Origin of the sequence: Martinezella lusitana (assembly GCF_010668395.1) — a bacterium.
GTDB classification, from domain to species: domain Bacteria; phylum Pseudomonadota; class Alphaproteobacteria; order Rhizobiales; family Rhizobiaceae; genus Rhizobium; species Rhizobium lusitanum_A.
The window spans coordinates 16,199-41,063 of record NZ_WUEY01000033.1; the positions used below are offsets into that span (position 1 = coordinate 16,199).

At 62.8% G+C, this 24,865-nt stretch carries 24 protein-coding genes; 9 read left to right on the forward strand and 15 right to left on the reverse strand.

Annotated elements, in window-relative coordinates; all coding sequences use genetic code 11:
- Positions 1-25: 25 nt before the first annotated feature.
- The 13 genes from GR212_RS33950 to GR212_RS34010 all read right to left on the reverse strand — a co-directional run bounded on the left by GR212_RS33950 (position 26) and on the right by GR212_RS34010 (position 13,507).
- The gene (locus GR212_RS33950; RefSeq protein ID WP_163993931.1) at positions 26-730 is read right to left on the reverse strand and encodes an ABC transporter ATP-binding protein; all 705 of its coding nucleotides are present in this window, start codon (positions 728-730) and stop codon (positions 26-28) included.
- The gene (locus GR212_RS33955; RefSeq protein ID WP_246726186.1) at positions 730-1,515 is read right to left on the reverse strand and encodes an ABC transporter ATP-binding protein; all 786 of its coding nucleotides are present in this window, start codon (positions 1,513-1,515) and stop codon (positions 730-732) included. Before GR212_RS33955 ends, GR212_RS33950 begins: the two co-directional genes overlap by 1 nt.
- Positions 1,512-2,771 (reverse strand): branched-chain amino acid ABC transporter permease, encoded by a 1,260-nt coding sequence (locus tag GR212_RS33960; RefSeq protein WP_163993933.1) that lies wholly within the window; start codon positions 2,769-2,771, stop codon positions 1,512-1,514. Before GR212_RS33960 ends, GR212_RS33955 begins: the two co-directional genes overlap by 4 nt.
- 5 nt (positions 2,772-2,776) lie before the next feature.
- On the reverse strand, positions 2,777-3,706 hold the full coding sequence (locus tag GR212_RS33965; RefSeq protein ID WP_163993935.1) for a branched-chain amino acid ABC transporter permease: 930 nt from the start codon (positions 3,704-3,706) through the stop codon (positions 2,777-2,779).
- A 40-nt stretch (positions 3,707-3,746) separates the two neighbouring features.
- Positions 3,747-4,988 (reverse strand): ABC transporter substrate-binding protein, encoded by a 1,242-nt coding sequence (locus GR212_RS33970; RefSeq protein WP_163993937.1) that lies wholly within the window; start codon positions 4,986-4,988, stop codon positions 3,747-3,749.
- A 372-nt stretch (positions 4,989-5,360) separates the two neighbouring features.
- A complete protein-coding gene (locus GR212_RS33975; RefSeq protein ID WP_163993939.1) occupies positions 5,361-6,155 on the reverse strand; it encodes an alpha/beta fold hydrolase in 795 nt (264 codons plus the stop codon).
- Positions 6,156-6,164: 9 nt separating this feature from the next.
- Complete coding sequence (locus GR212_RS33980) at positions 6,165-6,911, reverse strand: carboxymuconolactone decarboxylase family protein (RefSeq protein ID WP_163993941.1); 747 nt, start codon at positions 6,909-6,911, stop codon at positions 6,165-6,167.
- A gap of 37 nt (positions 6,912-6,948) precedes the next feature.
- The gene (locus GR212_RS33985; protein ID WP_163993943.1) at positions 6,949-7,971 is read right to left on the reverse strand and encodes an acyl-CoA dehydrogenase family protein; all 1,023 of its coding nucleotides are present in this window, start codon (positions 7,969-7,971) and stop codon (positions 6,949-6,951) included.
- A gap of 18 nt (positions 7,972-7,989) precedes the next feature.
- Complete coding sequence (locus GR212_RS33990) at positions 7,990-9,153, reverse strand: acyl-CoA dehydrogenase family protein (RefSeq protein ID WP_163993945.1); 1,164 nt, start codon at positions 9,151-9,153, stop codon at positions 7,990-7,992.
- Between the two features lie 58 nt (positions 9,154-9,211).
- The gene (locus tag GR212_RS33995) at positions 9,212-11,326 is read right to left on the reverse strand and encodes an acetate--CoA ligase family protein (RefSeq protein ID WP_163993947.1); all 2,115 of its coding nucleotides are present in this window, start codon (positions 11,324-11,326) and stop codon (positions 9,212-9,214) included.
- A gap of 26 nt (positions 11,327-11,352) precedes the next feature.
- Positions 11,353-12,555: a CaiB/BaiF CoA transferase family protein gene (locus GR212_RS34000; protein WP_163993949.1), complete on the reverse strand. Its 1,203-nt coding sequence runs from the start codon at positions 12,553-12,555 to the stop codon at positions 11,353-11,355.
- A gap of 36 nt (positions 12,556-12,591) precedes the next feature.
- Positions 12,592-13,050 carry a MaoC family dehydratase gene (locus GR212_RS34005; RefSeq protein ID WP_163993952.1) on the reverse strand — a complete coding sequence of 153 codons (459 nt, stop codon included), beginning with the start codon at positions 13,048-13,050 and terminating at the stop codon, positions 12,592-12,594.
- Positions 13,051-13,063: 13 nt separating this feature from the next.
- Positions 13,064-13,507 (reverse strand): MaoC family dehydratase N-terminal domain-containing protein, encoded by a 444-nt coding sequence (locus tag GR212_RS34010; RefSeq protein WP_163993954.1) that lies wholly within the window; start codon positions 13,505-13,507, stop codon positions 13,064-13,066.
- A 198-nt stretch (positions 13,508-13,705) separates the two neighbouring features.
- Here GR212_RS34010 and GR212_RS34015 point away from each other — a divergent pair, with 198 nt between their 5' ends.
- The gene (locus GR212_RS34015) at positions 13,706-14,623 is read left to right on the forward strand and encodes a LysR family transcriptional regulator (protein WP_204326880.1); all 918 of its coding nucleotides are present in this window, start codon (positions 13,706-13,708) and stop codon (positions 14,621-14,623) included.
- Between the two features lie 53 nt (positions 14,624-14,676).
- On the opposite strand, the gene GR212_RS34020 is transcribed toward GR212_RS34015, so the two are convergent.
- Entirely contained in the window at positions 14,677-15,447 is a 771-nt protein-coding gene (locus GR212_RS34020; protein ID WP_163993956.1) for an alpha/beta fold hydrolase, read from the reverse strand.
- Between the two features lie 11 nt (positions 15,448-15,458).
- Entirely contained in the window at positions 15,459-16,337 is an 879-nt protein-coding gene (locus GR212_RS34025; protein ID WP_163993958.1) for an MBL fold metallo-hydrolase, read from the reverse strand.
- A 290-nt stretch (positions 16,338-16,627) separates the two neighbouring features.
- On the opposite strand from GR212_RS34025, the gene GR212_RS34030 reads away from it, so the two are divergent.
- The 8 genes from GR212_RS34030 (at position 16,628) to GR212_RS34065 (ending at position 24,791) form a co-directional block, all read left to right on the forward strand.
- Entirely contained in the window at positions 16,628-17,395 is a 768-nt protein-coding gene (locus GR212_RS34030) for an ABC transporter ATP-binding protein (RefSeq protein WP_163993960.1), read from the forward strand.
- A gap of 7 nt (positions 17,396-17,402) precedes the next feature.
- A complete protein-coding gene (locus tag GR212_RS34035; RefSeq protein ID WP_163993962.1) occupies positions 17,403-18,278 on the forward strand; it encodes a branched-chain amino acid ABC transporter permease in 876 nt (291 codons plus the stop codon).
- Positions 18,275-19,327, forward strand: coding sequence for a branched-chain amino acid ABC transporter permease (locus GR212_RS34040; protein WP_163993964.1), 1,053 nt, complete (start codon positions 18,275-18,277; stop codon positions 19,325-19,327). Before GR212_RS34035 ends, GR212_RS34040 begins: the two co-directional genes overlap by 4 nt.
- A 63-nt stretch (positions 19,328-19,390) precedes the next feature.
- Positions 19,391-20,581 carry an ABC transporter substrate-binding protein gene (locus tag GR212_RS34045; protein ID WP_163993966.1) on the forward strand — a complete coding sequence of 397 codons (1,191 nt, stop codon included), beginning with the start codon at positions 19,391-19,393 and terminating at the stop codon, positions 20,579-20,581.
- A gap of 4 nt (positions 20,582-20,585) precedes the next feature.
- Entirely contained in the window at positions 20,586-21,362 is a 777-nt protein-coding gene (locus tag GR212_RS34050) for an ABC transporter ATP-binding protein (RefSeq protein WP_163993968.1), read from the forward strand.
- Positions 21,363-21,373: 11 nt separating this feature from the next.
- The gene (locus tag GR212_RS34055; RefSeq protein ID WP_163993970.1) at positions 21,374-22,150 is read left to right on the forward strand and encodes an enoyl-CoA hydratase/isomerase family protein; all 777 of its coding nucleotides are present in this window, start codon (positions 21,374-21,376) and stop codon (positions 22,148-22,150) included.
- Positions 22,151-22,170: 20 nt separating this feature from the next.
- Entirely contained in the window at positions 22,171-23,160 is a 990-nt protein-coding gene (locus tag GR212_RS34060) for a D-2-hydroxyacid dehydrogenase family protein (RefSeq protein WP_163993972.1), read from the forward strand.
- Positions 23,161-23,162: 2 nt separating this feature from the next.
- Complete coding sequence (locus GR212_RS34065; RefSeq protein WP_163993974.1) at positions 23,163-24,791, forward strand: GMC family oxidoreductase; 1,629 nt, start codon at positions 23,163-23,165, stop codon at positions 24,789-24,791.
- Positions 24,792-24,865: the final 74 nt, after the last annotated feature.

Sequence of the window (24,865 nt, forward strand, 5' to 3'; positions counted from 1 at the left end):
GGCTTTGCCATATTTGATTTATCCTTCAGGAAACTTCCAGCCATTGGCGGCGGATGCTCGGATTGTCATGAAACTCCTGCGCCGTGCCGTTGAAGACGATCTGCCCGTGGCCCATGACCATGATGCTGTCAGTCACCCGCAACGCCATGCTGAGCTTCTGCTCCAGAAGCACGATACCGAGGCCCCGCCGCTTCATCTCCATCATGACCTCGGTGACGACGTCGACAATCTTTGGCGCTAGCCCTTCGGTCGGCTCGTCCACCAGAATGACCGAAGGATTGCCTAAAAGCGTGCGGAAAATAGTCAGCATCTGCTGCTCGCCGCCCGACAGGTAACCGGCCCGCACCCGCCGGCGCTCTTTCAAGCGCGGAAAGAACGCGTAGAGTTCCTCGACGGTCCAGCTGGCCACTCCGGATCGGGCCGGCTTCATGCCGAGCTGCAGGTTTTCCTCGACCGTCAGCGTCGCAAAAATCAATCTCTCTTCCGGCACATAGCCGATGCCCGCACGGGCGATGTCATGGCCCGCGCGACCGGCGACGTTCTCGCCGTTCAGCTTCACCTCGCCGCGGGCCGGCTTGAGAATGCCCATGATCGCCTTGCAGGTGGTGGAACGGCCGGAACCGTTGCGGCCGAGGATCGTGGTTATGTGGCCGCCGGCGACGTCGAGGTCGACGCCGTGCAGGACATGGATGTTGCCGTAATAGGCATGCAGGCCGCGAACGCTCAGCATCACTCGGTACTCCCGTTGAGATAGGCGTCCTGGACCTGCTGGTTGTTGCGGATCGCTTCCGGGGTCCCCGTTGCCAGGATGCGGCCGTTGGCGAGCACCGAGATCGTGTCGGCAAGGCCGAACACCACGTCCATGTCGTGTTCGACCATCATCAACGTGCAGTTCTTCGTCATCCTGTCGATGAAGGCCACCATGTTCGAGGTCTCCGACCGCGACATGCCGGCCGTCGGCTCGTCGAGCAGGATGATGCTGGGGCCGGTCGCCACCGTCATGCAGATTTCGAGCGCCCGCTGTTCGGAATAGGCAAGCGTTCCCGCCTGCTTGCGGGCAAGCGGCGTCAGTTGCGCCAGATCAAGCAACTGCTCGGTCTCCTGATGGATCATCTTCCAGACCGGCCCGAAGCGGCTGATGGCCCATCGCCGCTTATGACGGCTCATCACCGCGAGGTAGATGTTGTCGTAGAGGCTGAGGCCCTTGAATATCTGCGTGATCTGGAACGAGCGGGACAGGCCCATGCGATTCAGCCGGTGCGGCGCGGTTCCGTCGATCCTCTTGTTGTTGAGGAGGATCGAACCCTTGGTGACGGCGAAGCGGCCGGAGACCAGATTGAACAGCGTCGACTTGCCGGCGCCGTTCGGGCCGATCACCGCGCGTCTTTCGCCGGCGGCAAGACTCATGTTGATTTCGTCCAAGACGGCGATGGGCCCGAAACTCTTGGCGACGCCCCTGACGACGAGAACGGGATCGGCGGCGCTTTTCGTGGTCATGTCGGCAACATCGCTCATGCCTTCTTGTCTCCATTGAGCGCCAGATCGCCCATCAGCTCTGCCGTTCTGCGGCGCATAAAGGGCATGGTGTCGCGCAGCAGCAGCCAGCCGAGCACCAGCAGGATGGCGACGGTGCTGAGCGTTATGGGCGAGGACGGATGCCAGGCGATGTTGAGAACTTCCACTGGAGGCCAGGCGATGCCGCTGGTCTTTGCCTCCGCCGAATAGGCCGGCGTGACGACGACGCCAATGATCTCGACCGTAAGGATCGAGCCGCTGGCAAGCAGAAGGCCGCCGATCGTCCGGCGCAGGATCTTGCCATAGGGCAAGGCTTCGCCGGCACGTGCGCGCTGGACAGCATCGAGCGCCAGGCCGGTGATGCCGCGTGGCGCGAAGACGACGATGATGATGAACAGGACCCCCATGTAGAGGAGCCAGTAGAAGGTGGCATTGGCGATGTAATAGCCGAACAGCGTGGTGAGCGCCGCGCCGACGACCGGGCCGAGAAAGACGCCGGCGCCGCCGATCACGGTGTTGACCAGCACCATCGTCGAATTGGCGCCCTCGAACAGCGCGACATTGGTCGATTCGTTGCTGAAGGCGAGCAGCGCTCCGGCCATGCCGGAAACGCCGGCGGAGATGGCAAAAACCAGTGTCTTCAGCGTGTGGGTGTCGTAGCCGAGGAATTTCACCCGCTCTTCCTGCTCGCGTATGCCGCGGATGACGACGCCGAGCGGGCTGCGCTGCAGGCCCCAGAGGAAGAGAATGCCGATGATCGTCCAGATCAGCGTGAAATAATAGACGCTGGTCAGCGACTGGAAACTGAACGGCCCCCAATCGTTGCGCATCGAGCTGATGCCCGCCTCGCCGCCGAACACCGAATCCCACCGCTGCACGATGGCGCGGACAAGCTCGGTGATCGCCACCGTGATCATCGCGAAATAGACGCCGGTGCGGATCGTCGCGAACCAGCCGGCGATCAGACCGAGCAGGAAGCTCGACAGGCCGCCGACCAGCGGAAGCAGCGGCGTCGGAAAACTCGATCCCGCGTCGATGACATTCATCATCATGATCGTGGTGGAGGCGCCGAGCGCGAAATAGGTCGCGTGGCCGAAAGAGATGAGGCCGGCCTGCCCCCAGAGCAGATTATAGCCCATGGCGTAAAGCGCGGCGATCAATACCAGCACCATCGCGTTCAGAAAGGCCATGTCGCTGAACTGCGGTACCGCAAGCACAACGATGATCACCAGGCAGTAGAAGAGGATTTTCGCCATGATCATCAATCCCGGTTGCCGGCAAAGCCGGCCGGGCGGCAGAGAAGAACCAGCAGCATCAAGGCATAGGGCAGCACGCCGGCCACCGACGATAGTTCGACGTCGTCGAGCCCCGATATGCCGCTGAGACCGACCGCATGGAACAGGTCGCCGAAGGTCGATTCGACGCCGACGGCAAAACTGGTCATCACCCCGATCAGCAGCGAGGCGGCAAGCGCGCCGTTGAGCGAACCGAGACCGCCGATGACGACGACGACGAAGATGATGGTTCCGAGCTCCTGGGCCATGGCCGGGCTCGTCGGATAATAGATGCCGGCAACCGCGCCGGCGAGGCCGGCAAGGCCGGCGCCGACGGCAAACAGTCCGCTGAAGACGAGCGGCACGTTATGGCCAAGCGCCGAGACCATCGCCGGCTTTTCGACGGCGGCGCGGACGATGAGGCCAATCCGCGTCAGGCTGAGGACCGCGTAGATGCCGACGAACATCAAAAGCGCTGTTGCCCCCATCAGGACGCGGAAGAAGGGGAACTCCGCCTGCCCGATGGAAAAAGCCGTGAAACGCAACTGATCCGGAATGGTATAGGCGACCGGCGTCGGCCCGAAGAAAAGCTTCACCACCTCGCCGATCACGAAGAACAGGCCGAAGGTCAGCAGAAGCTCCTGCGTGTGCCCGAAAGCGCGGACCCGCCGCAACAGCAGCCGCTCCGTCCCGAGCCCCACAACAGCGACGAACAGGGCTGCGACGAGCAGCCCCATCCAGAAGCCGACATAGCGGCTCGCCAGGAACGCCGCATAGGCGCCGAGCATGTAGAAGGAGGCATGGGCGAAATTCAGAACGCCCATCATGCCGAAGACCAGCGTCAGGCCGGCGCTGACCATGAAGACCAGCAGCCCGTAGACAAGACCGTTCAGCACGGTGACGAGGAATGCATCCATCTCAATCGCTCCGGATAAGAGGAGATCGGCGATCCCGGCCTTAGCCGGGGCGCTTCATGTGGCAGCTTCCGTCGAGCGGTACTTCGGTCTCGTCCGCCGAAAGCACCGCCACCGGCTTCAGCCCCATATCGGTGCCGTCGACCTTGAACTTGGCGTCGGTGGACACTTCGCTGACGACGAGCGGCAGGCGAAGCTGATGGTCCTCGGGACGGATGCTGACCTCGCCATGCACCCAGGGCGCCTTGGCCTTTTCGAGCGCCAGCGCGATCGCCGTCGGATTGTTCATGTCGCTTTCCGGGATCGAATTGATCGCGTTCTTCAACAGGCGCAATGCGATGACGGCGTTGTTGCCGGCGCTGACCGGATCGGCGCCGGTCTTGTCGTGAAACTTCTTGAGATAGGCTTCACCCTCGGGACCACCCGCCTCGGCATTGAAGACGTTGGCGATGTAGCTGCCGAGCGCTGCACGGCCGGCGCTGGCGATATTGCCCTTTTCGTCGAGGAAGGCGGTGGCGAACTTCGCCTTGAGGTTGGCCGAAGCGACCGATTGCATTAGGAGCAGCAGATCGCGCGCCCAGTTGCCGGTGACGACGGTTTCGGCGCCGGATTCGCGGATGCGTTCGACATAGGGCGAGAAGTCCTGGATCTTGCTGACTTCATGCAGCACCGAGCCGACGACTTCATAGTGATAGGTCGCGGCATTCGCCTTGACCGCCGCATCCATCTCACGACCCCAGCTGTAATCCTGGTCGATGGCGAAGACCTTGGTGCCGAGCTTGTGATTGTCGTAAAGCGCTTTCATCAGCGCCTTGACGCGCATGTCGGCATTGGTCGAGGTACGGAAGGCATAGAATTGGCAGTCTTTGCGGGTCAGATCGGCCGCTTCCGCGCCAAGCATGATCAACAGGACTGGATTGTCGGCATTGCGCTCGTTCCAGCGCTTGACGTCGGCCGCAATCGCCGCTGCGACCGCCGATCCGCCGCCCTGCAGGATGATCCGCGCACCGCTGGAAATCGCCTGGCGAACGCGGTCGGTGCCGCCCTGGGCCGTGCCGGTATCGTCGAGCACCCGCAGCGAAATGTTGTTTCCATGGAAGCCGCCGGTCGTGTTGACCTCGTCGAACACGTAGTCCAGGGCGTTCTTGAAGAGTTCGCCGGTGCCAGCCGTAGGCCCGGTCATCGGCAAAATGGCGTTAAGTGTGATGTCTGCCGAAAAGGCTGGCGTTGCGACCGAAATGGCGATGGCAAAGCCGGCGCCGTACAAGGCTGATGTCCAGTTCATGCGTTCCTCCCGCATTGAAAATAATGTCGTCCGATGCAGTCGCCCTTCGCGGTCCCGTTGCCAACGCCGCGTTCTCGATGTTCAGGATGGTAGATATCGACGATCGCTCCCCGTCGCCGGCATGCCTCAGCTTCCCCATGCCTTGCGACTGAGCAGTATCTTAAGCGTGGCGAGTCCCCCCGCAATATGCGGGCGCTGTAAAGGACTGTTGCAGCATCTGCACGGATGACGGGATTTTGCCGGCAAAACACATCCGAAATGCAAGGTATGTTACGGGACGCAACGCAGGTTTGTGGGCAGCGAGGTAGCGGCCAAAAGAAAAGGGCACGGAACGAACCGTGCCCTTTGAATCCGGTGGTTTTGTCGCTGGCGTTAAGCAGCCTGAAGAAAGGGCTTGATAGCCTCCGCGACCTGCTCGGTGCTCTGAACGCTCATGAAATGGCCACCCTCGACGACAGCGAAACGGACATCGGGAATGACCTTCGTCGCGGCTTCCACGATCTCCGGCGTGCCAAATGGATCGTGCCTGCCTGCAAGCGCAAGCACCGGGCAGCGGATGGAAGCAAGCTCCGCCCTGATATTGGCATGGACCAGCATACGATAGGCCGCCGCATAGCCGAGGGGATCGGCACCCAGCCAGCGCGCCTGTGCCTTGCGCTTCTCGGTTTCGCTCTTCCAAAGGGCCTCGGGAAACGCCTTCGGAAACACGTCGCCAGCAATGGCCCGCATGCCCTTTTCGTCCAGGAGATCGGCGATCGCCAGCGCCGCCGCATGCCTTTCGGGCGGCACGCCGAGCGCCGGGCCGATCAGGATCAGGCGATCGCAACGCTCCGGAAAACGGCAGGCGAAATGCGCAGCAACCGCACCGCCAAGCGCCGCGCCGGCGACGATCACCTTGCCGCCGATGCCAAGCCCATCCAGCAGCGCAACGATGTCGTCGCAGACGAGATCGAGATCGAGCAGGCCGCGCACCTTTTCCGACATGCCGGACCCGCGCAGATCGAAGCGCAGCACCCGCAGATCTACGGGAAGCAGCGGCAGCAGCGCATCCCAGCTGTTCAGGCTGCCCGCAAGCTCGTGCACGAGAACCAGCGTCCTCAGCCCCTTGCCCGACAGCGCATAGCGCAGGGCGGCACCGTTGCATTCCATCCAGTTCATGTCAGTCATCACCGTCTCCTATTCGACGAGCTTGCCGTTCAGCACATCTTCCCAGCCGGGGATGCCGATGGTGCAGGTATGGACGGAAATCGCGGCGGCGAGCTGCAGCACCGTCGATATTTCCTCGACCGTCGCGCCCGCTTGCAGGGCGCCACGAATATGCCGGCGCATGCCGGGCTCGAACAGCGCCGTCGGCGCGGCGCAGACCGCCAGCGCGATCAGTTCCTTATCCTTGCGGTCGAGCGGCCCCATCTCCCAGATGGCGCGGCCATAGGCCATGTAGCTCTCGGCATAATCGGGCGTTCTGGCCAGCAGCAGGTCGCCGGCAGTCGGCCAATGCGCCACCGCGTCGCTGTAGCTGTTCTTCGTCGCCTGTTGCTCCGGCGTCAGAACCGGCAAGGGCTCGCCCAGTTCCTGCGCGAGGATCTCCATGCCCGTATCCAGAGGCTGATGCGCCGCCACGACGGTCGCAAGCAGCAGGACCTGCAACAGCTCCTCCTTCGTCGCACCCGCCTTCAGGGCAAATCCCATATGCCGGCGCGCGCCGCGCTCGTACATGTGGTTTACCGACGCATCGACGGCGATGTAGATGAATTCGCACAGCTTCGGCTCAAGCGTTTTCGATCGTGTCGGCGCTGCCTGGAAGTGGACGTAGGCCTTGAGGAATTTCGGCGCGTTCTCCAGCAGCACGTCGTGAAACCGTGCCCAATAGCCGCGTTCGCTGATGATTTCCGCCTTGAGGGCGGCCTTGTCGATATCGTTCATTCATGTCCTCCTCCCGCGAGCCTGAAACGGCTCGCCTTTATGCCTCCGCCAGCACCAGCGACGCGATCTGGTCGCGGCTTTCGAGCGGGCGAATGATGGTGTTGGTGCGGTAGAGAATGCGCCTGAGATAGCGGTGCAGGCCGAAATCCCAGGTGAAGGCAATGCCGCCGTGCATCTGCACGCAGCGCTCCAGAACCAGCCGCGCATGCTCCCCGACAAACGAGCGAGCGGTCAGAAGCGCTATCCGCGCTTCCTCCGTCTGCGTTTCGTCATTGGCGGCCTGATCCAGGGCCCAGCCGGCATATTCGATCCCGACCTTCATGATCTCGACGTCCGATGCGGCGTCGGCCGCAAGGTGTTTGACCGCCTGATTGGTGCCGATCGGCTTACCGAACTGCTTGCGCTCGCGAACATAGTCCACCGTCTTTTCCAGCGCGATCTCCGCACTTCCGACGATCTCGGCCGTGGCGAGCAATTCCAGGACGTCGGCAAGGGATACCGCCCCTCTGCCAGGGATAAAAACGCTGGAAGGCGCACTCAGCGCTTCCGCCCGGAAGACATCGGCGGTGATATCCATGCTTTCGAGCGGCGAGAGCGAAAGATTTTCGCTGGAAAAGACACCCCATTCGCGGCCGGAAACCGGCGCAAGAACGGCAACGGCTTCCGCAGCGAACGGCACGACGATTTGGCCCCGAAGACCTTCGCCCCGGCGCCCGAAGCCGCCGCTGACGGCAATGGTCGTCATCGCGCCGGCAGCGATCGCTCGCGCCAGCTCTGTCTGAGCGGAGGGAAGAACGAGAGAAGCGGCAAGCTGCTCGATCACCGGAGCGGCCGGCAAGGCTCGCCCGACCTCCATCGCGACGACGACCGCATCCACGAAGCCGAGCCCCGGCCCCTCGACATCGCCGGTTCCCCATACGCCGAGTTCCGCCAGCGTCCGCGTCAACTCCGTCGCGCCATAGGGATAGGGCGCACGGTTCATGACGGGCGGCAGCTTAGCAAGGGCGCTGCGCACGCTCTTGCCGATGAGCTGCTGTTCGAAAGAGAAATCGAAATCCAAGGCTCTTCTCCCCTTCGCTCAGCGACCGAGCTGCAGCATCCGCTCGGCGATGATGTTGCGTTGAATTTCCGAGGTGCCGGCCAGAATGGTTTCGGCCCGCGAATGCAGATAGAGAAAACGGAAGCGCTCGGCGTCCGGGGCATCGAGCACGAAATCCTCGGCGAAGACATCGCTCGCGAATTCGGAGATGCGCTGATGCAACTCGCTCCAGAACAGCTTGATGATGCTCGCTTCCGAACCGATGCCCTTGTCGTTCACGACCCGGCTCGCCGTCTTCAGATTGAGGAGGCGCAGCATCTGCAGCTCCGAAAAAAGCGTGCCGACCTTCTGGCGGAAATAGGGATTGCCGGCCTTTTCGGGGCGTTTTTCCAGGCTGAGCGCCAGTTGTCGGAATTCCGCCAGGAATCGCGCCTGCCGGTAGAGCCGCGCCGTCGCGCGCTCGAAGCCGAGAACGCCGACGGCAGCGTTCCAGCCGTCGTTGATCGCGCCGACATGCATGGCGCGCGGCAGCCGGACATTGTCGAAGAAAACCTCGTTGAACTCTGTGCGGCCGGTAATCTGGCGCAACGGCCTGATGTCGACGCCCGGCAGCCGCATATCCAGCAGGAACAGCGTCAGCCCCCTGTGCTTGGGCGCATCCGGATCGGTCCGCGCCAGCAGGATGCACATGTCGGCCTGATGCGCGAAACTCGTCCAGACCTTTTGGCCGTTGATGACCCAATCATCGCCGTCAAGCACGGCGCGCGTGTGCAGGCTGGCGAGATCCGACCCCGCATCCGGCTCGGAAAAGCCCTGGCACCAGATATCGTCGATGTTGAGGATGCGTGGAATATAGTGCCGCTTCTGCTCTTCCGTGCCCATTTTCAGGATGATCGGCCCGACAAGCTCCTTGCCCATCGTGTTGATGCCTTCGGGCGCGGACATCCGGCCGAGTTCCTCGTTGACGATTAGGTGCTCGACCAGCGTCAGCCCCTGCCCGCCATACTCCTTCGGCCAATGTATGCCCTGATAGCCGGCGGCATAGAGCTTGCGCTCCCAGGCCTTTTGAAGTTCGGCATTGGCGCGGTCGTCATCGGGGCCGGTGAAGCGGAGACCGCCCCAATCGGGCGCGAGATTGTCCTTGAGCCAACGCCGGAACGTCCGCCTGAAACTCTCCTGCTCCAATGTAAACGAAATATCCATGCCAGCCTCCCGTCCGCATTGATCGCCTTTTGCCGACGGCGAACGCCGGAACGGCTGATTAGTCTTTCCGCGCCCGCATCTGCACCAGCGCATCGAGCGCCACGCCGCTCTTCGGCAAAGCGACGAACGGATTGATCTCGATGCTCTCGATATCGTCGGCATTGGCGGCAGCGACCGCGGCCAGTGACGCGATCGCCGAAGCCAGTGCATCGATGTCGGACGGCTCGGCACCGCGCCAGCCATCCAGCACCGGCCGTGCGCGCAGCGCATCGATCATCCGCCGCGCCGCGCCGAGACTGACCGGCGCCGGCGCAAAGACCACGTCCTGCAACGCCTCGGTCAACACGCCACCAAGGCCGAACATGACGACCGGGCCGAAATCGACGTCGTTCTGCGTCCCGATGATGGTCTCGACCCCGCCTTTCAACATGGGCGACAGGGTCACGCCGATGAGACGGGCCCGCGGCGCCCTTTCAGCGACAGTCGCCATCATCGTTTTCCAGGCGGCGCGAAGCCGCGTCTCATCGGCGATATCGAGATCCACGCCGCCGACTTCCGTCTTGTGCTGGATATCGGGGGAATCAATCTTCAAGACGACGGGATAGCCGAGCTCCTTCGCGACCCTCACCGCCTCGTCTTCAGTTTCAGCACTGCGAACCGGCAGATCCGGCAAGCCCCATTGCTTGAGCAATCTTGCCGCAGCTGGAGCGCTGGACGCAGCGTCTTCGAGAAGCTGCCGGTCGACGGTTGTGGTCGTTACCGCTGGCTCATCGGCAAGCGCGAAATGCGCAGCGAAATGGCGCAGGCCGCCGATCGCGCGGATCGCCCGCGTCGGGTCTTCGAACACCAGATATCCGAGCGCCGACATTTCGTTGCGAAACTCCGGCGTCGCGCGGGTCACCAGCGTCATCAGCCGGTCCTTGTAGCGCGTCGCCACATCGATCAGCGTCGGCCGCAACAGATCGACGACGCCAGGCGTCTTGCCCATGTGGGACATGAAGATCACCAGCGTCGGCACCGTCGTCTGGCCGGCGGCAATGTCGATCACCGAGCCGAACAGGCGAAAATCGTTGGCCACCTGTGCCGTCGTGTCGAGCGGATTGCCGGTGCTGGCGAGCGGCACCAATTTCTTGATGTCCGCCTGAGCGCTTGCCGGAAAGGGCGGCAGCACCAGCCCGGCCCGGTCGGCGGCATCCGCGAGCATGATGCCGACGCCGCCGGACGGCGTGATGATCGCGGCATCCGGGCTTGCGGGGAACTTCCCCTGCGCGCAGGCATAGGCGAGGTCGACTGCCTCCTCGATACTTTCGGCCGGCCTTGCGCCATAGGAATTCAGCACCGCGTCGAAGACCCGCTTCGAGCCGGCCAGCATGCCGGTATGCGACTTGACTGCCGCAAGGCCCGCTTCGGTCGAACCGGGCTTGATGGCGATGACCGGCTTGTTGGCCGCAGCGGCAGCGGCAAGCGCGCGCTTCAGCCGGGCGCCGTCGCGGCTGCCTTCGAGATAGACGACGATGACCGATGTCTGCGGATCGGCGGCCATCCAGGCGATGCAATCGGCGACATCAATATCGGCTTCGTTGCCGGTCGCGACGAAATGGCTGAAACCGATACCGGCTTCGGCGGCGAGCGCCATGATATAGGTGCCGACCGCGCCGCTCTGGCTGGCGATGCCGACATTGCCGGGCTTCGGCCAGACATTGTCGAGCGCGGCGGAAAAAGTGGCGTAGAGACCGGAATGGAAACCGATGAAGCCGAGGCTGTTCGGGCCGAGGAGGCGAACGCCCGCCGCCCGGCAGCGATCGGCAATCCGCTCCTGCGCCGCGAGACCGGCGGCATCGATCTCGCCGAAACCGGCGGTGAACAACGCAATCGACTTGACGCCGGCGGCCAAACAATCGCCGACCGCCGCTTCCACCGCCGTCACCGGCAAAGCGATGATGGCGAGATCGGGCGGCGGCGAGACGCTGGCGATATCGGGTGCGCAGTCGAGACCGGCGATGGTGGCGCGGTTCGGATTGATCGGGATCACCGTCCCCTGGAAATGTCGCTTCATCAGCACGACGGGGATGCCGCCGATCTTGCCAGCATCGGAGGACGCGCCGATGACCGCAACACTGCGCGCCTTGAACATGATGTCGAGCGAGGCGGTCCTGGCGTCTCTCACTTGCATTTCTTTCCTCCCGCTCCCCATTACGATCAGTCCCCGAAGGCTCCTCTCGCCTTCAGCTCGGCAATCTCCGCCTCGCTGAACCCCGCCTCCGCCAAAATCTCCCGATTGTGCTCACCAAGCTCCGGCGGCAGCCGATGCATGCGGCCGGGCGTGGCGTGCAGACGGAACGGCGTGCCGACATAGCGCTGGTCGCCCTCCCCCTCCGGAAAATGGAAAACACCACCGACCGCATCCAGCTGCGGATGATCCGCCGCCTCGCCGATCGTCTGGACGATCGCGACATTGACCTTCACGGCGCTGAGCTTGGCATGCACCTCGGCATTGGTGAGCTTGCCCGTCACTTCGGTCATGGCGGCGATCACGTCCTTGCGCAGCCGCAGCCTCTCGGACGCGGTGCGATATTCCTCGCGATCCAGCGCCTCCGGGTCGAGCGCGGTGGCGCAGCGCCGCCACATCTCGTCGCTCGGCGCGATGATGACCGCATAGCCGTCCTTGGTCGGGAAGGCCTGGTTCGGAACGCTCAAGTGATTGGCGGTCCCCATGCGCCGGTGCATGCGGCCGGTCAGCCAATATTCCTTGTAGAAATAGCTCATCAGATGCGCGGCGCTCAGCATCAGCGACGTGTCGACCCGCTGGCCCTCGCCGGTGCGCTCGCGATGATAGAGTGCAGCCAGAACGCCGCCGACGATCGCAAGGCTCGCGTGCAGGTCGACAATGGCGCTTCCGGCCCGTGCCGGCGCGCCGCCCTCTTCGCCCGTGATGCTCATCAGCCCGGAAAACGCCTGCAGGGCAAGATCGTTCGCCCCGATATGCGACAGCGGTCCGACCGGTCCATAGGAATGGAAATCGCAATAGATGAGGCCCGGTTTTCTCTGGTGCAGGTCGTCGTAGCCCAGGCCCCAGCGCTCCATCGTGCCGGGACGGAAATTGTTGACGACGACATCGGCGCCGTCGATCAGCCGAAGCGCCACGGCCCGGCCGCTTTCGGTCGAAAGATCGAGCGTCAGGCTGCGCTTGTTGCGGTTGAGCGCGCGAAACGAGGGGCTTGGCCCCGTTAGGCGCTCCAGCTCCTCGCGGGTGACGCCGAGATAGCGGCATTCGTCCCCGCCTTCGGGGTCTTCGATCTTGATGATGTCGGCCCCGAGATCGCCCAGAATCTGCGTCGCGTCAGGGCCTGCAAATATCCGGGAGAAATCCACCACCCGGATGTGTTCAAGTATGTCAGCCATTCGCTTGCCTGTGAAATCCGGAGGGCGGTCCGTCGCTCAATGAGCGGCGGTGCGAACCACGATGGCTTCTCCCACCGTGACCTTCGTCTGCTTGTCGTCCTCGCACCAGACATCGAGATAGACGGTCCGTTTGCCCGGCTGCTCGTCCGTCACCCGGTTGACCCGGGCGCAGGCGATCGCAATCTGATTTTCATGGATGGGGGCGATGTATTTCGTCTTCAGCCGTCCGGCGCGCGTCACATCGGCGCCGAAGACGTCGATCAGCAGGCCCATGATCCAGTTCGTCGAAATCATGCCGTCGGCGATGATGCCGGGCAGGCCCTGCGAACGGGCATAGTCGTCGTCGTCGTGGATGGTCGGCTCCTGCGTGTGGATGCGGCCGTCATCGGCGGCAACCGTCGGCTGGGCGTCGACATACCAGCGCATGCGCTCGCGCGTCATCGGACGCGGCCGGCTGCGGAACTCCATGCCTGGTTCCAGATTGATCTCGCTCATTCCTATCCCCTCCCTACGCAGCCTTGCCGCTCTCACCTGAGAAGGCGAGGATGACGCGATCCGTATAGCGGATCAGCAGCTCACCCGTTTCCACCCGCTTCAATTCCATTTCGAGCACGACATATTCGCGGCCCTTCTTGGTGTAGCGCTCCTTGATCAGGCCCTGCACGCTCAGCCGGTCACCGACATAGACGGGCGCGAAGATCTCGGCATCATATTCGAAGTGAATGCGCGCCGTCGGCCCGGTCCCGCCGGGGCAGGCTTGGCGATAAAGCCTGAGCTTGTCGAGATGGATCAGGGTCGGCGGCATGATCTGGCCTTCGACACCCTGGAAAATCTCCTGATGCAGCTCCACCGCATGGCAATATTCGCGCACGACGAAAGGGCTCAGCGTATATTCGACAGGCCCCAGGACATCTCCGGTGTCCAGATCCGTCACCATTTTCCCCGTTGCCATAACACACCCTCCCGAATGGCCGTTGACGCTGTTTCGCCCGCTCCCAGTAGGAACGAAAGCGCTTTCCAGGATTCACTACACGTTGTTCCGGATGGCGGGTACCGACACAAGACAAAGAGCATCTTTCCGGATTTCGCAAAGATAGGCATATTCACCGCGGAGGAGTTTTCGCATACGAGCAGATAGGGAGGAGTTCGCTTGGAATGGGTTCAGACATTAGGATCATTCGTCAACGCCGTGCAGCAGGGCAGCCTGTCGGGCGCCGGACGCATGCTCGGTTGTTCGCCGGCGTCGGTTTCACGCCACATCACCGCATTGGAGGATCAGCTCGGCACGCAACTGCTGAAGCGATCGAGCCGTAACCTTGCGCTTACCGAAGCGGGAGAGCTTTATTACAGCCAGGTCGAGCAGGTGCTGCAGCAGCTCTCCGAGGCCAACCGCAGCATCAGCCAGCTTCATACCAAGCCGCAGGGCGTGCTGAAGGTGCATGCGCGCATGCTGGTGGGTCAATTGATGATCCTGCCGCACCTGCCGGAGTTCCTGGCGCACTACCCCGACATCACCGTCGACCTCGTTCTATCGAACAATATCGCGCCGGTGATGGAGCAGGGCACCGACGTCGACATCCGCATCGGCCGGCTGGAGGATTCCTCGCTGATAGCGCGCAAGCTGGTGTCCAGCGAGCGCATCGCCTGCGCCACGCCCGGCTATCTCGACCGACATCCTGATATCACCCGGCCGTCGGATCTGAAGAACCACAATTGCCTGACCTACCGCATCAATCTCGGCACACCGGTCTGGCGATTCATGGATGCGGAGCAGCGTGTCGAGGAAGTGCCAATCAAGGGCAGCTTCCAGACGGATTTCGGCTTCGCGCTACTGGAAATGGCGCGTGAAGGCGTCGGGATCGCCATGATGCCGGATTGGTCGGTGCATCGCGATCTCGCCAGCGGCAAGCTCGTGCGGCTGTTTCCGGAATACAGGGTCAGCCATATCGACTTCGACAACGGCGTCTATGCCGTCTTCCCGAAATCGCGGCGAACCTCAGTGAAACTGCGCATGTTCATCGACTTTCTCGCCGGCGTGTTCCGCCGCGAACTCGCGCATGATTCCTGAGCGCAAGCCCTTGCGCCGTTACCTGGCGCAAGGGCTTCCTCCGATCTCGTCGCCTACCAATCCGCCTTCTCAGCCAGGAACGGCCTGAGGATCGCCAGGAACCGCTCCGGCGCCTGGAACGGAATGAAGTGCGCCGCTTCCTCTATTCTCACCGTTTCGGCCTCCGGAACCAGCGATGCGACGATGGCCGCGCCGTCGGCCGGCATCAGCGTGTCGTTGCCGCCGGGAATGAGCAGCAGCGGGCATTCGACCTTCGGCAGGTCGGCACGAATGTCGATGTCGAGAAAACCGAGCACCGACAGCGCATACCCTTCCGCGCTCTGGGCGGCGTAACGCTCGACATAGACATCGAATCGCTTGTCGCGCGGCATGCCGTGGAAGGCGCGTTCGGCGGCACCCGGCAGAAGCGCCTGCATGCCCTCGGCCCGCACCTGGTCGACACGGGCGCGCAGCACGCCCTTGACCTCGTCGGCGTTGCGGACGCCGGGATTGGTCATCACCACGCCGGCGGCAAGCTCCGGATGACGAGCGGCAAGAGCCGCCGCGATCATGCCGCCGATGGCGCAGCCGACGAAGACGGCGCGTTCGATCCCGAGATCGGTGAGCACACCGGCAAGATCGGCGCAATGCTCCTCGAGCTCGACCGGCTTCGGCGGCAATGGCGTCGATCCCGCCGCCTGCAGATCGGGCGTGATGCAATAATAGGAATCGGTGAGTGCCGGCAGCACGTCGTCCCAGAAACGATGATCGGTTCCGAGTGCGTGGATGAGCAGCAGGGCGGGATTGGCGCGGTTGCCCCGCGTCACAACATGCAATTTGGTCATGGCTGGGCCTCTTATGGCAGGACGGAAGACGGTTCGAACGCATAGCCCGAGGCCGTGCGTCTGACATAGCCGCAATGCGGCGGGCCGAAGTGGCCGGGAAGAATCAGCGCTCCCTCGTCGGCGGCGTGCTTCAGCACCTTCGCCCGCGTCTCGCGCGCGACATCCTGGTCCTCGCAGAACTTGCTGTTCCAGTCGGGATAATAGATCTGGATCGGATTGTGCATGACGTCGGCGATGAAGAAGGCTTCCCTGCCGCCGGAACGCACCTGCACACCGGCCTGGCCGGGCGCATGTCCGGGGATCGGCACGAGCTGGATGCCGGGCAGCAGCGTCTCGGCGCCTTCGACCACGCGGGCGAGACCCGCATCAAGGATCGGCTGGATGCTGTCATAATAGGTATTCCAGGCGCCTGGCGGCCGCGAGGCCCCGCCCCGCTTCGGGTCGCGCGTCTCCAGTTCCTTCGCCGTCAGGACATATTGCGCGTTCGGAAACATCGGCACCCAGCGGTCGCCCTCCAGCCGCGTGTTCCAGCCGACATGGTCGACATGGAGATGCGTCAGGATGACCATGTCCACCTTGTCGGGTTCGATGCCCACGCCCTTCAGCTTTTCGACGAAATTGGTCTGCAGCTTGTGGAACCGGGGCGACAGCGGCCGATCCTTGTCGTTGCCGCCGCTGGTATCGATGACGATGGTCTTGTCCGGCGTCTTCAAAATCCAGGTCTGGATCGTCGAATAGAAGACTTTCCGCTCTTCATTATAGAAGTTCGGCGCCATCCAATCGTGATGTTTCTGCAAAATCGTGTCGTTCCAGTGCTGAAAAAGACCGGTGTCCTCATCCAGCACGATCTCCTCCACGCGTGAAATCTCAAACTCGCCAAGGCTAATCAAGGTCTTCCTCCATTTTTCACCATGGCGATTATATACCGGGATATTGGTCCTATCTTTACAAATACTGCAATAATGGTTTGCAAGACCAATGGTTTCACCGCAGGAAAGCCTTGGGCTAGTGTTCTCAGCGAAACAAGCCGCCCGTCGAGGAGGATGGGCCATGGCGAGGGAGGAGCAGGCACTTTGGTCGCGAGCAACGATCCTCAAGGGATCACGATAGAGGACAATCATCCTACTTTCGGTGAGCGAAGGAACCATTCGCAGCGATCAGTCGTGCTTGTCGACGATTGATGGAAAATCTTCTGGAATTATCTGATGTCAGCGTGAGCTTCGGCGGCATCAAGGCCCTGTCACAGGTCTCGATGTCCGTGGCGGCAAACAAGGTGACGGCGGTGATCGGCCCCAACGGCGCCGGCAAGACCAGCCTGTTCAACGTCATCTCCGGCTTCTACCCGGCCGACACCGGCGCCGTCGTCTTTGCAAACGACAATCTCTTGAAACGGCCGGCGCATATGCGCTCCATTCTCGGCATTTCCCGGACCTTTCAGAATATCGCCCTCTTCCCCGGCATGACGGTGGAGGAAAACATCAAGCTCGGCGCGCATGCGCAATTGCGCACCAACCTGCTGTCGGCCGCCTTCTATCTCGGTCCCGCCAAGCGCGAGGAAGCCGCGATCACCGCCGATATCGGTAAGCGCCTGCTCCCCCTGCTCGATCTCGACGAATACCGGCATCGCTCGGTTTCCGGTCTGCCCTATGGCGTGCAGAAACGCATCGAGCTGGCGCGCGCCCTGGTCAATCAGCCCAAGCTCCTGATGCTCGACGAACCCTTTGCCGGCATGCCCCCGCCGGAAAAGGCGCGGATGTCGAGTTATATCCGCCGCATCGTCAACGAGACCGACCTCACCGCATTGCTGATCGACCACGACATGGAATCGATCATGAACATGTCGGACCATATCGTCGTGCTCAACTTCGGTAGCGTCATCGCCGCCGGTTCTCCCGTCGAGATGCAGACCAATCCCGCCGTCATCGAAGCCTATCTGGGCGGGGAGTGATCGAACCATGCTGTCGCAATTCCTGGAATTCAGCCTGATTGGCATCGCCTCCGGCGCGATCTACGTGCTCGCCGCCTTGAGCTTCGTCATCGTCTATAAGGCGACGAACGTCTTCAACTTCGCCACCGGCCAGATGATGATGTTCGGCACCTATCTCTTCTATATGTTCGACAAGCAGTTCGGCATCGGCTGGGTCGCCGGGCTGGTCGCCGCCATCATCTGCTCGGCGCTGCTCGCCATGGCACTGGAACGCGTATTGCTGCGGCCGCTGCTCGGCCGCCCGGCGGTCGTTCTCGTCATGGTGACGCTCGGTATCTCCAGCATTCTTGAAGGCCTGGCGCAGCTGATCTGGGGTCCGGATGTCCGGCAGCTGACGGAGATCCTGCCGCGCAAGCCGATCTTCCTCGGCGATATCCTCATCCCCGGAAAACTCGCCTGGGGCTTCATCATCGTCGGCATCATCGCCGCGCTGTTCATGGCCTACTACCGCTATTCCAGGGCCGGCACCGCGATCCGCGCCACCGCCGTCGACCAGATCACGGCGGAAAGCCTCGGCATCAATATCCGCTCCGTCTTCCTGCTCTCCTGGGGGCTTGCCGGCGTGCTCGCCACCGTTTCCGGCATCATCACCGGCTCGGTCAACGGCGTCACGCCGCAGCTTGGCGATGTCGCGCTCAATGTGCTGGCCGTCGTCATGCTCGCCGGCATGACCAGCGTCGGCGGCGTGGTGATCGCCGGTCTCTTCGCCGGATGGCTCGAGACCGTCGTCGGCGCCTATCTCGGCGCCTCCTGGCAGAGCTTCATCCCCTACCTTGTCGTGCTGATCGTCATGCTGATCAAACCGACCGGTCTCTTCGGCGAACGCAGGATCGAACGCATATGAGCCATCAGCAGATTTCCGCAGCCCCCGCCGTCGCGCAGGACACCAGAGCGGCACCGTCCCATCTGCCGGAAACGGCAGCCTGGATCCTGCTTGCTCTCGGCCTGTTGCTGCTGCCGTCCGTCGGCTCGGTCTATGTCATCTATATGAGCTGCCTGATCGCCATCAACGTGATTGCGACCGTCGGCCTCAACATCACGGTCGGCTATACCGGCCTGCTGTCGATCGGACATTCCGCCTTCCTCGGCGTCGGCGCCTACGTCAGCGCGCTGATGTCGCTCTATCTCGGCACGCCGCTGGTGGTGAACATCATCGCCGGAGGGATCGCCGCCTTCGCGGTCGGCCTCGTCTTCGGCATCCCCGCTCTGCGCATCAAGGGCGTCTATCTCGCCATCGCCACGCTTGCCGCCCAATATCTGCTCTACTTCATCTTCCAGCAGTGGGAGACGGTGACCGGCGGTGACCGCGGCCTGTCGCTGCCGAAGCTCGACATTTTCGGCATGGGCGACACCGGCTTCTATTATGCCGTGGTGCTGGTGACCTTCATCACCTGCCTTGCGGCGCGCAACTTCTTTCGCACCCGCGTCGGCCGGTCCTTCATCGCCGTGCGCGAGAAGGACTATGCCGCCCAGGTTCTCGGTATCAACGTGGTCCGGACCAAGCTGATGGCCTTCGGCATCGGTGCGGCCTATGCCGGTGTCGCCGGCGGCCTGCTTTCGGCCTTCCTGCGTCTCGTCAATCCCGACCAGTTCACGCTCGCCGTCTCCGTCTTCTATCTCGCCGCCGTCGTGGTCGGCGGGCGCGCATCGATCCTCGGCTCGATCCTCGGAGCGCTGTTCATGACGCTGATGCCGGAACTGCTGCGCTTCGGGCTTGAGAACATCGCCGGCAGCGGCGCCGATCTTGCCAGCCTGCTGTCGCCGCTGAGAGAAATCTTCTTCGGGGCGCTGATCGTCGGCTTCCTGATCTTCGAACCGCGCGGCCTCGTCGGCCTCGTCAAACGTGCCTTGGGCCAAGCCGATACTGTGGAAGCCAAACAATCAGAACACTAAGAGCATCCTATTTTTCATCACGGGAGGAGAACCGTCATGCATGAAATAACCAGGAGAAATGCATTGAAATTGACTGCCGCGGCATCCTTCCTGCCCGCGCTGACCATCGCCAGCCGCACGGCCTTCGCCGCCGCCGAGCTGAAGTTCTGGATCCCCCTGCCGCTCACGGGGCCGCTGGCGGTGACCGGCCAGGCGCAGCAGAAGGGCTGGGAGCATGCCATCGACTGGCTGAACAAGAATGGCGGCATCAAGGGCCGCAAGATCGCCATTTCCTATTATGACGACCAATACAAGGTCGAGCTCGGCGTTGCCGGCTTCAAGAAGGCGGTCGCCGACGGCGGCGTGGTGTTCACCGGCGGCGACGGCACGCCGTTCGTGCGCGCCATCACCCCTGAAAACAACGAGACCTACAAGGTCCTGATGTCCAACACCGGCGCGACCTCCGATCTCGTCGATACCGACAAATACAGATACCATTTCCTGGTCGGCCCGACCTATACCGACATGGTCTCCATACTGCTCGACTACGTCAAGGCCAGCTTCAAGGGCAGCGCCGCGCCGCGTGTCGCCTTCGTCTACAGCGATTCCGAATTCGGCCGCGACCCCCTGGAAAACACCAGGGCACGCTGCAAGGAATTGGGCATCGAGCTTGCCCTGGAAGAAGAGACGAAATTCGTCGAAGTCGACGTCACGGCGCATGCCATCAACCTGCGCAACGCCAAGCCCGACTTCGTCATCTTCCACGGCTATGCCGCCAATGTCTGGCCGGAGATCGCCAAGCTTCTGCGCGACTACGGCGTCGATGCGCAGCTGATGGGCACGCTCTACAGCTCGCATCCCGACGTCATCAGCTCGATCGGCGACGCCGCCGATAACTACGTCGGCACCGTCTCGGTCAATCTGTTGGCCGCCGCCAGCGACAAGCCGATGGTCAAGACGATCGACACCTACCTCAAGACCTGGACGGACAAGCCCTACACCGGCTACGCCAATATCGGCTACATGCAGAGCTGGGCGACGGCGCTCATCCTGCAGCAGGCGATCGGCAGCGCCATCGACAAGGGCGCGGCTCTGAACGGCGACACGCTGATCGGCGAAATCGCCGCCATCAAGGATTTCGACGGCGGCGGCGTCTTCGGCATCCCGATCAGCTTCGACAAGCATCGCATCCCCTACGGCGTGCTCTACCGCTACAACTTCAAGGACGGCAAGATGAGCGTCACCGAAGCCTCGCCCTGGGCAAAGACGGCGTGAAACCATGGGAGCGAGCCTGAAAATCACCGGCCTCAGCGTCATCTACGGCGCGGCCATCGAAGCCTTGGAAAACGTCTCGCTGACGGTTCCGGAGGGCGGCTTCGTCGCCCTTCTCGGCGCCAACGGCGCCGGCAAATCGACGTTGCTCAAGGCAGTTTCGGGCCTGCTTCGCTTCGAGAACGGAAGGGCAAGGGCCGGCAAGATCGAATATAACGGCAAGCCTATCGGCGGCCTGCCATCGTATCAGCTCGCGCGCCTCGGCATATTGCATGTGCGGGAGGGGCGTTTCGTCTTCCCGAACATGACGGTCGAGGAAAACCTGGAAGCCGCCGCTTTCGCGCAGGCGGGCCGAGGCCCGAAGTTGCCGGGGCACGTGTATGACGAGATATTCGGCTATTTCCCCTCGCTGGAACGCCGGCGGGGCTCGCTCGCCGGCTATCTCTCCGGCGGCGAGCAGCAGATGCTGGCGATCGGCCGAGCGCTCTTCGCCCAACCGGAACTGCTGATGGTCGACGAAGCCTCGCTCGGGCTTGCCCCGAAGATCGCCGCCGAGATCTTTGAGATCCTGGCACGCATCAACCGCGAACGCGGGCTGTCCATTCTCGTGGTCGAACAGAATGTCTCCCTGGCGCTGCGACACGCTGCCTACGGCTATGTGCTGGAAAGCGGCAAGTTGGTGCAGGAAGGCAATGCCGAAAGCCTGATGGACCGCGAAAAACTCTCCAAACGCTATCTCGGCGGCAGCGTCGGCGAAGCAGCGCCCAGCCCGGCCGCCCATTGAAAGGAACGATCATGGAACTAGAGGCCTGCCGCCTGGAGGTTGCCGACCATATCGCAACCATCACGCTCAATCGCCCGCCGGTCAACGCGCAGAATCGCCGCCTGCGGGACGAGTTCATCTGGCTGATGGATACGCTCAGCGACCGCGACGACGTCCGCGTCGTGGTGGTGACGGGAACCGGCAAGGTGTTTTCCGCCGGCGCCGACATCAAGGAGCGCCGCGATCTGGTTCAGGCGCCCGGCGACTACATCAACCACAATAGGGTGACGCGCGAATTCTTCTACGCCGCATCGGATTGCGCCAAGCCGGTCATCTGCGCCGTCAACGGGCCTGCGATCGGCGCCGGTTTCGCGCTCGCGCTTTATTGCGATATCATCCTTTGCAGCGACGATACCTGGGTGAAGATGCCGGAAATCGACGTCGGCCTTGCCGGCGGCGGCAAGCTGATGATGGAGCATTTCGGTCGCTCCTGGTCACGGCTTATCTATTTTACCGGACGCCAGATACCGGCTACGGAGCTCTACCGGCTGGGCGTCGTGAGCGCCTGCGTGCCGCGTGACAAGCTGATGGACGAAGCGATGACGATCGCAGGGGAAATCGCCGCCAAGAACCCGCAGACCGTGAAATGGGTCAAGCGCGGCTTCGGGGTTGCCGAAACCATGCCGCCGCGCGATGCTTATCGCTACGAGCAGACCATCACCCACGATCTTTCCCAGGCACCCGAGACCCACGAGGCGCAAACCGCCTTTCTGGAGAAGCGCAAGCTCGACTACTCGGGCAAACCATAGACAACCGGAGCATTCCTATCATGCCATTGCGCTGCGCCATCCTCGACGATTACCAGAAGGTCGCTTTTTCCATGGCCGACTGGAGCGAGCTTGACGGAAAAATCGAGATCGACCGCTTCCACGACCATATCGGCGATGCCGACGAGCTCGCGGCCAAGCTTGCGGACTACGACATGGTGCTGGCCATGCGCGAGCGCACGCCTTTCCCTGCGGCATTTCTAGGCCGCCTGCCGAAGCTGAAATTGCTGTTGACCACCGGCATGGTCAATGCCTCCATCGACATGGAAGCAGCGGCGCGTCTCGGCATCACCGTCGCCGGCACGCGCGGCTCGGCCGGCGCCGCAGCCGAACTCACCTGGGGCCTGCTTCTGGCGCTGGTCCGTCATATTCCCGCGGAGAACGCCAATTTCCACCAGGGCGGCAGCCAATGGCAGCTCACCGTCGGCCGCGACCTCAAGGGCCGGACGCTCGGCGTCGCCGGCATCGGCCGGCTCGGGCAACTGGTCGCCGGCTACGGCCGCGCCTTCGGCATGAATGTGCTGGGCTGGTCGCGCTCGAACACGCCGGAACGCAGCGCCGAACTCGGCATCGGCTTTGCCGCCTCGCTCGACGCCCTGCTGGAGGCTTCGGATATCGTGTCGCTGCACCTGCCGCTGAACGCGGAGACGAGAGCCATCATCGGCAAGCGCGAGCTCGATCTGATGAAGCCGGGCGCGATCCTGCTCAATACGTCGCGCGGCCCGCTGGTCGATGAAAACGCGATGGTCGCGGCACTGGAAAGTGGCGGCCTCGGCGGCGCCGGCCTCGATGTCTTCGACACCGAACCGCTGCCGCTGGACCACGCGCTTCGCCGGTTCGGCAACGTCATCGCGACCCCGCATCTCGGCTACGTCACCGAAGAAAGCTATCGCATCTACTTCAGCGAAGCGGTCGAGGATATCTCCGCCTGGCTCGCCGGCAATCCCGTGCGCGTCCTGAACCAGCCCGATCCGGCTCTGTTGAGGCGATAATCATGGCCGGGGGGGAGGACATCATCAACGAAGGCGAATACGACTACATCATTGTCGGCGCGGGTTCCGCCGGCTGCGTGCTCGCCAACCGCCTGTCGGCCGATCCGAAAAACCGCGTGCTGCTGCTCGAAGCGGGCGGCAACGACAATTACCATTGGGTCCATGTCCCGATCGGCTATCTCTACTGCATGGGCAATCCGCGCACCGACTGGATGATGCGGACCGAGCCGGATGAGGGCCTGAACGGTAGGTCGCTCGCCTATCCGCGCGGCAAGGTGCTGGGCGGCTGCTCGTCGATCAACGGCATGATCTACATGCGCGGCCAGAGCAACGATTACGACGGCTGGCGCCAGCAGGGCAATGTCGGCTGGAGCTGGGACGATGTCCTGCCCTATTTCAAGAAGTCCGAAGCCAACTATCGCGGCGACGGCCCTCAGCACGGTGGCCACGGAGAGTGGCGCGTCGAGCGGCAGCGCGTGTCCTGGCCGATCCTCGACAGTTTCCGCGACGCCGCCGAAGAGCTCGGCGTTCCGAAGACCGACGATTTCAACACCGGCACCAACGAGGGCTCAGGCTATTTCGAGGTCAACCAGAAAAAAGGTGCGCGCTGGAACACCGCCAAGGCCTTCCTGCGGCCGGCAATGACGCGCCCCAATCTGCGGGTACTCACCAATGCCCACACCGAAAAACTGACGTTCGAAAACGGCCGCGCCACCGGCATCCGCTTTCTGCTTGAAGGACGCGTGCGCAGGGCGACCGCGAGAGGTGAAATCCTGCTATCGGCCGGCGCAATCAACTCTCCGAAGATCCTGGAGCTTTCAGGTGTCGGGAATGGAGGCCTGCTGCAGAAGCTCGGCATAGAGATCGGCACGGAGCTTTCAGGCGTGGGCGAAAACCTGCAGGACCATCTGCAGCTTCGCACGATCTACAGGATCAGCAATGCCCGAACGCTGAACCAGCGGGTCAACAGTTTTGGCGGCAAAGCGGCGCTCGGCCTCGAATATCTGCTCTTCCGCAGCGGCCCGCTCTCCATGGCGCCGAGCCAGCTCGGCATCTTCACGCGCAGCGATGCGCGCCAGGAAACGCCCGATCTCGAATATCATATCCAGCCGCTCAGCACCGACAAGCTCGGCGACCCCCTGCACAGCTTCCCGGCCGTGACCGCCTCCGTCTGCAATCTCAGGCCGGAAAGTCGCGGCACCGTTCATATCGACACGTCCGACGCAAACGCCCAGCCGCAGATCAAGCCGAATTACCTCTCAACGCCGGGAGATCGCCAGGTCGCCGTCCGCGCGCTGAAACTGACCCGCGCCTTGATGCGCACCAGGGCCATCGCCCGCTACCAGCCGGAAGAGGTGCTTCCAGGCGCACAGTTCCAGAGCGAGGACGAGCTGATCCGCAAGGCGGGCGATATCGGCACGACGATCTTCCATCCGGTCGGAACCTGCAAGATGGGCAGCGATCCCCCCGCCGTCGTCGACAGCCGCCTGCGGGTTCACGGCCTGTCCGGGCTGCGCATCGTCGACGCCTCCATCATGCCGACGATCGTCTCCGGCAATACCAATTCGCCGGTCATCATGATCGCCGAGAAAGCCGCCGACATGATCCTCGCCGATGCGAGAAGCGGCTGAACCTGTCATCGCCGGGACTTTCATGTCCCGGCCTGAATTGCCGCCGAGGGGTTGGCGGCCCATATTTGAGGAGC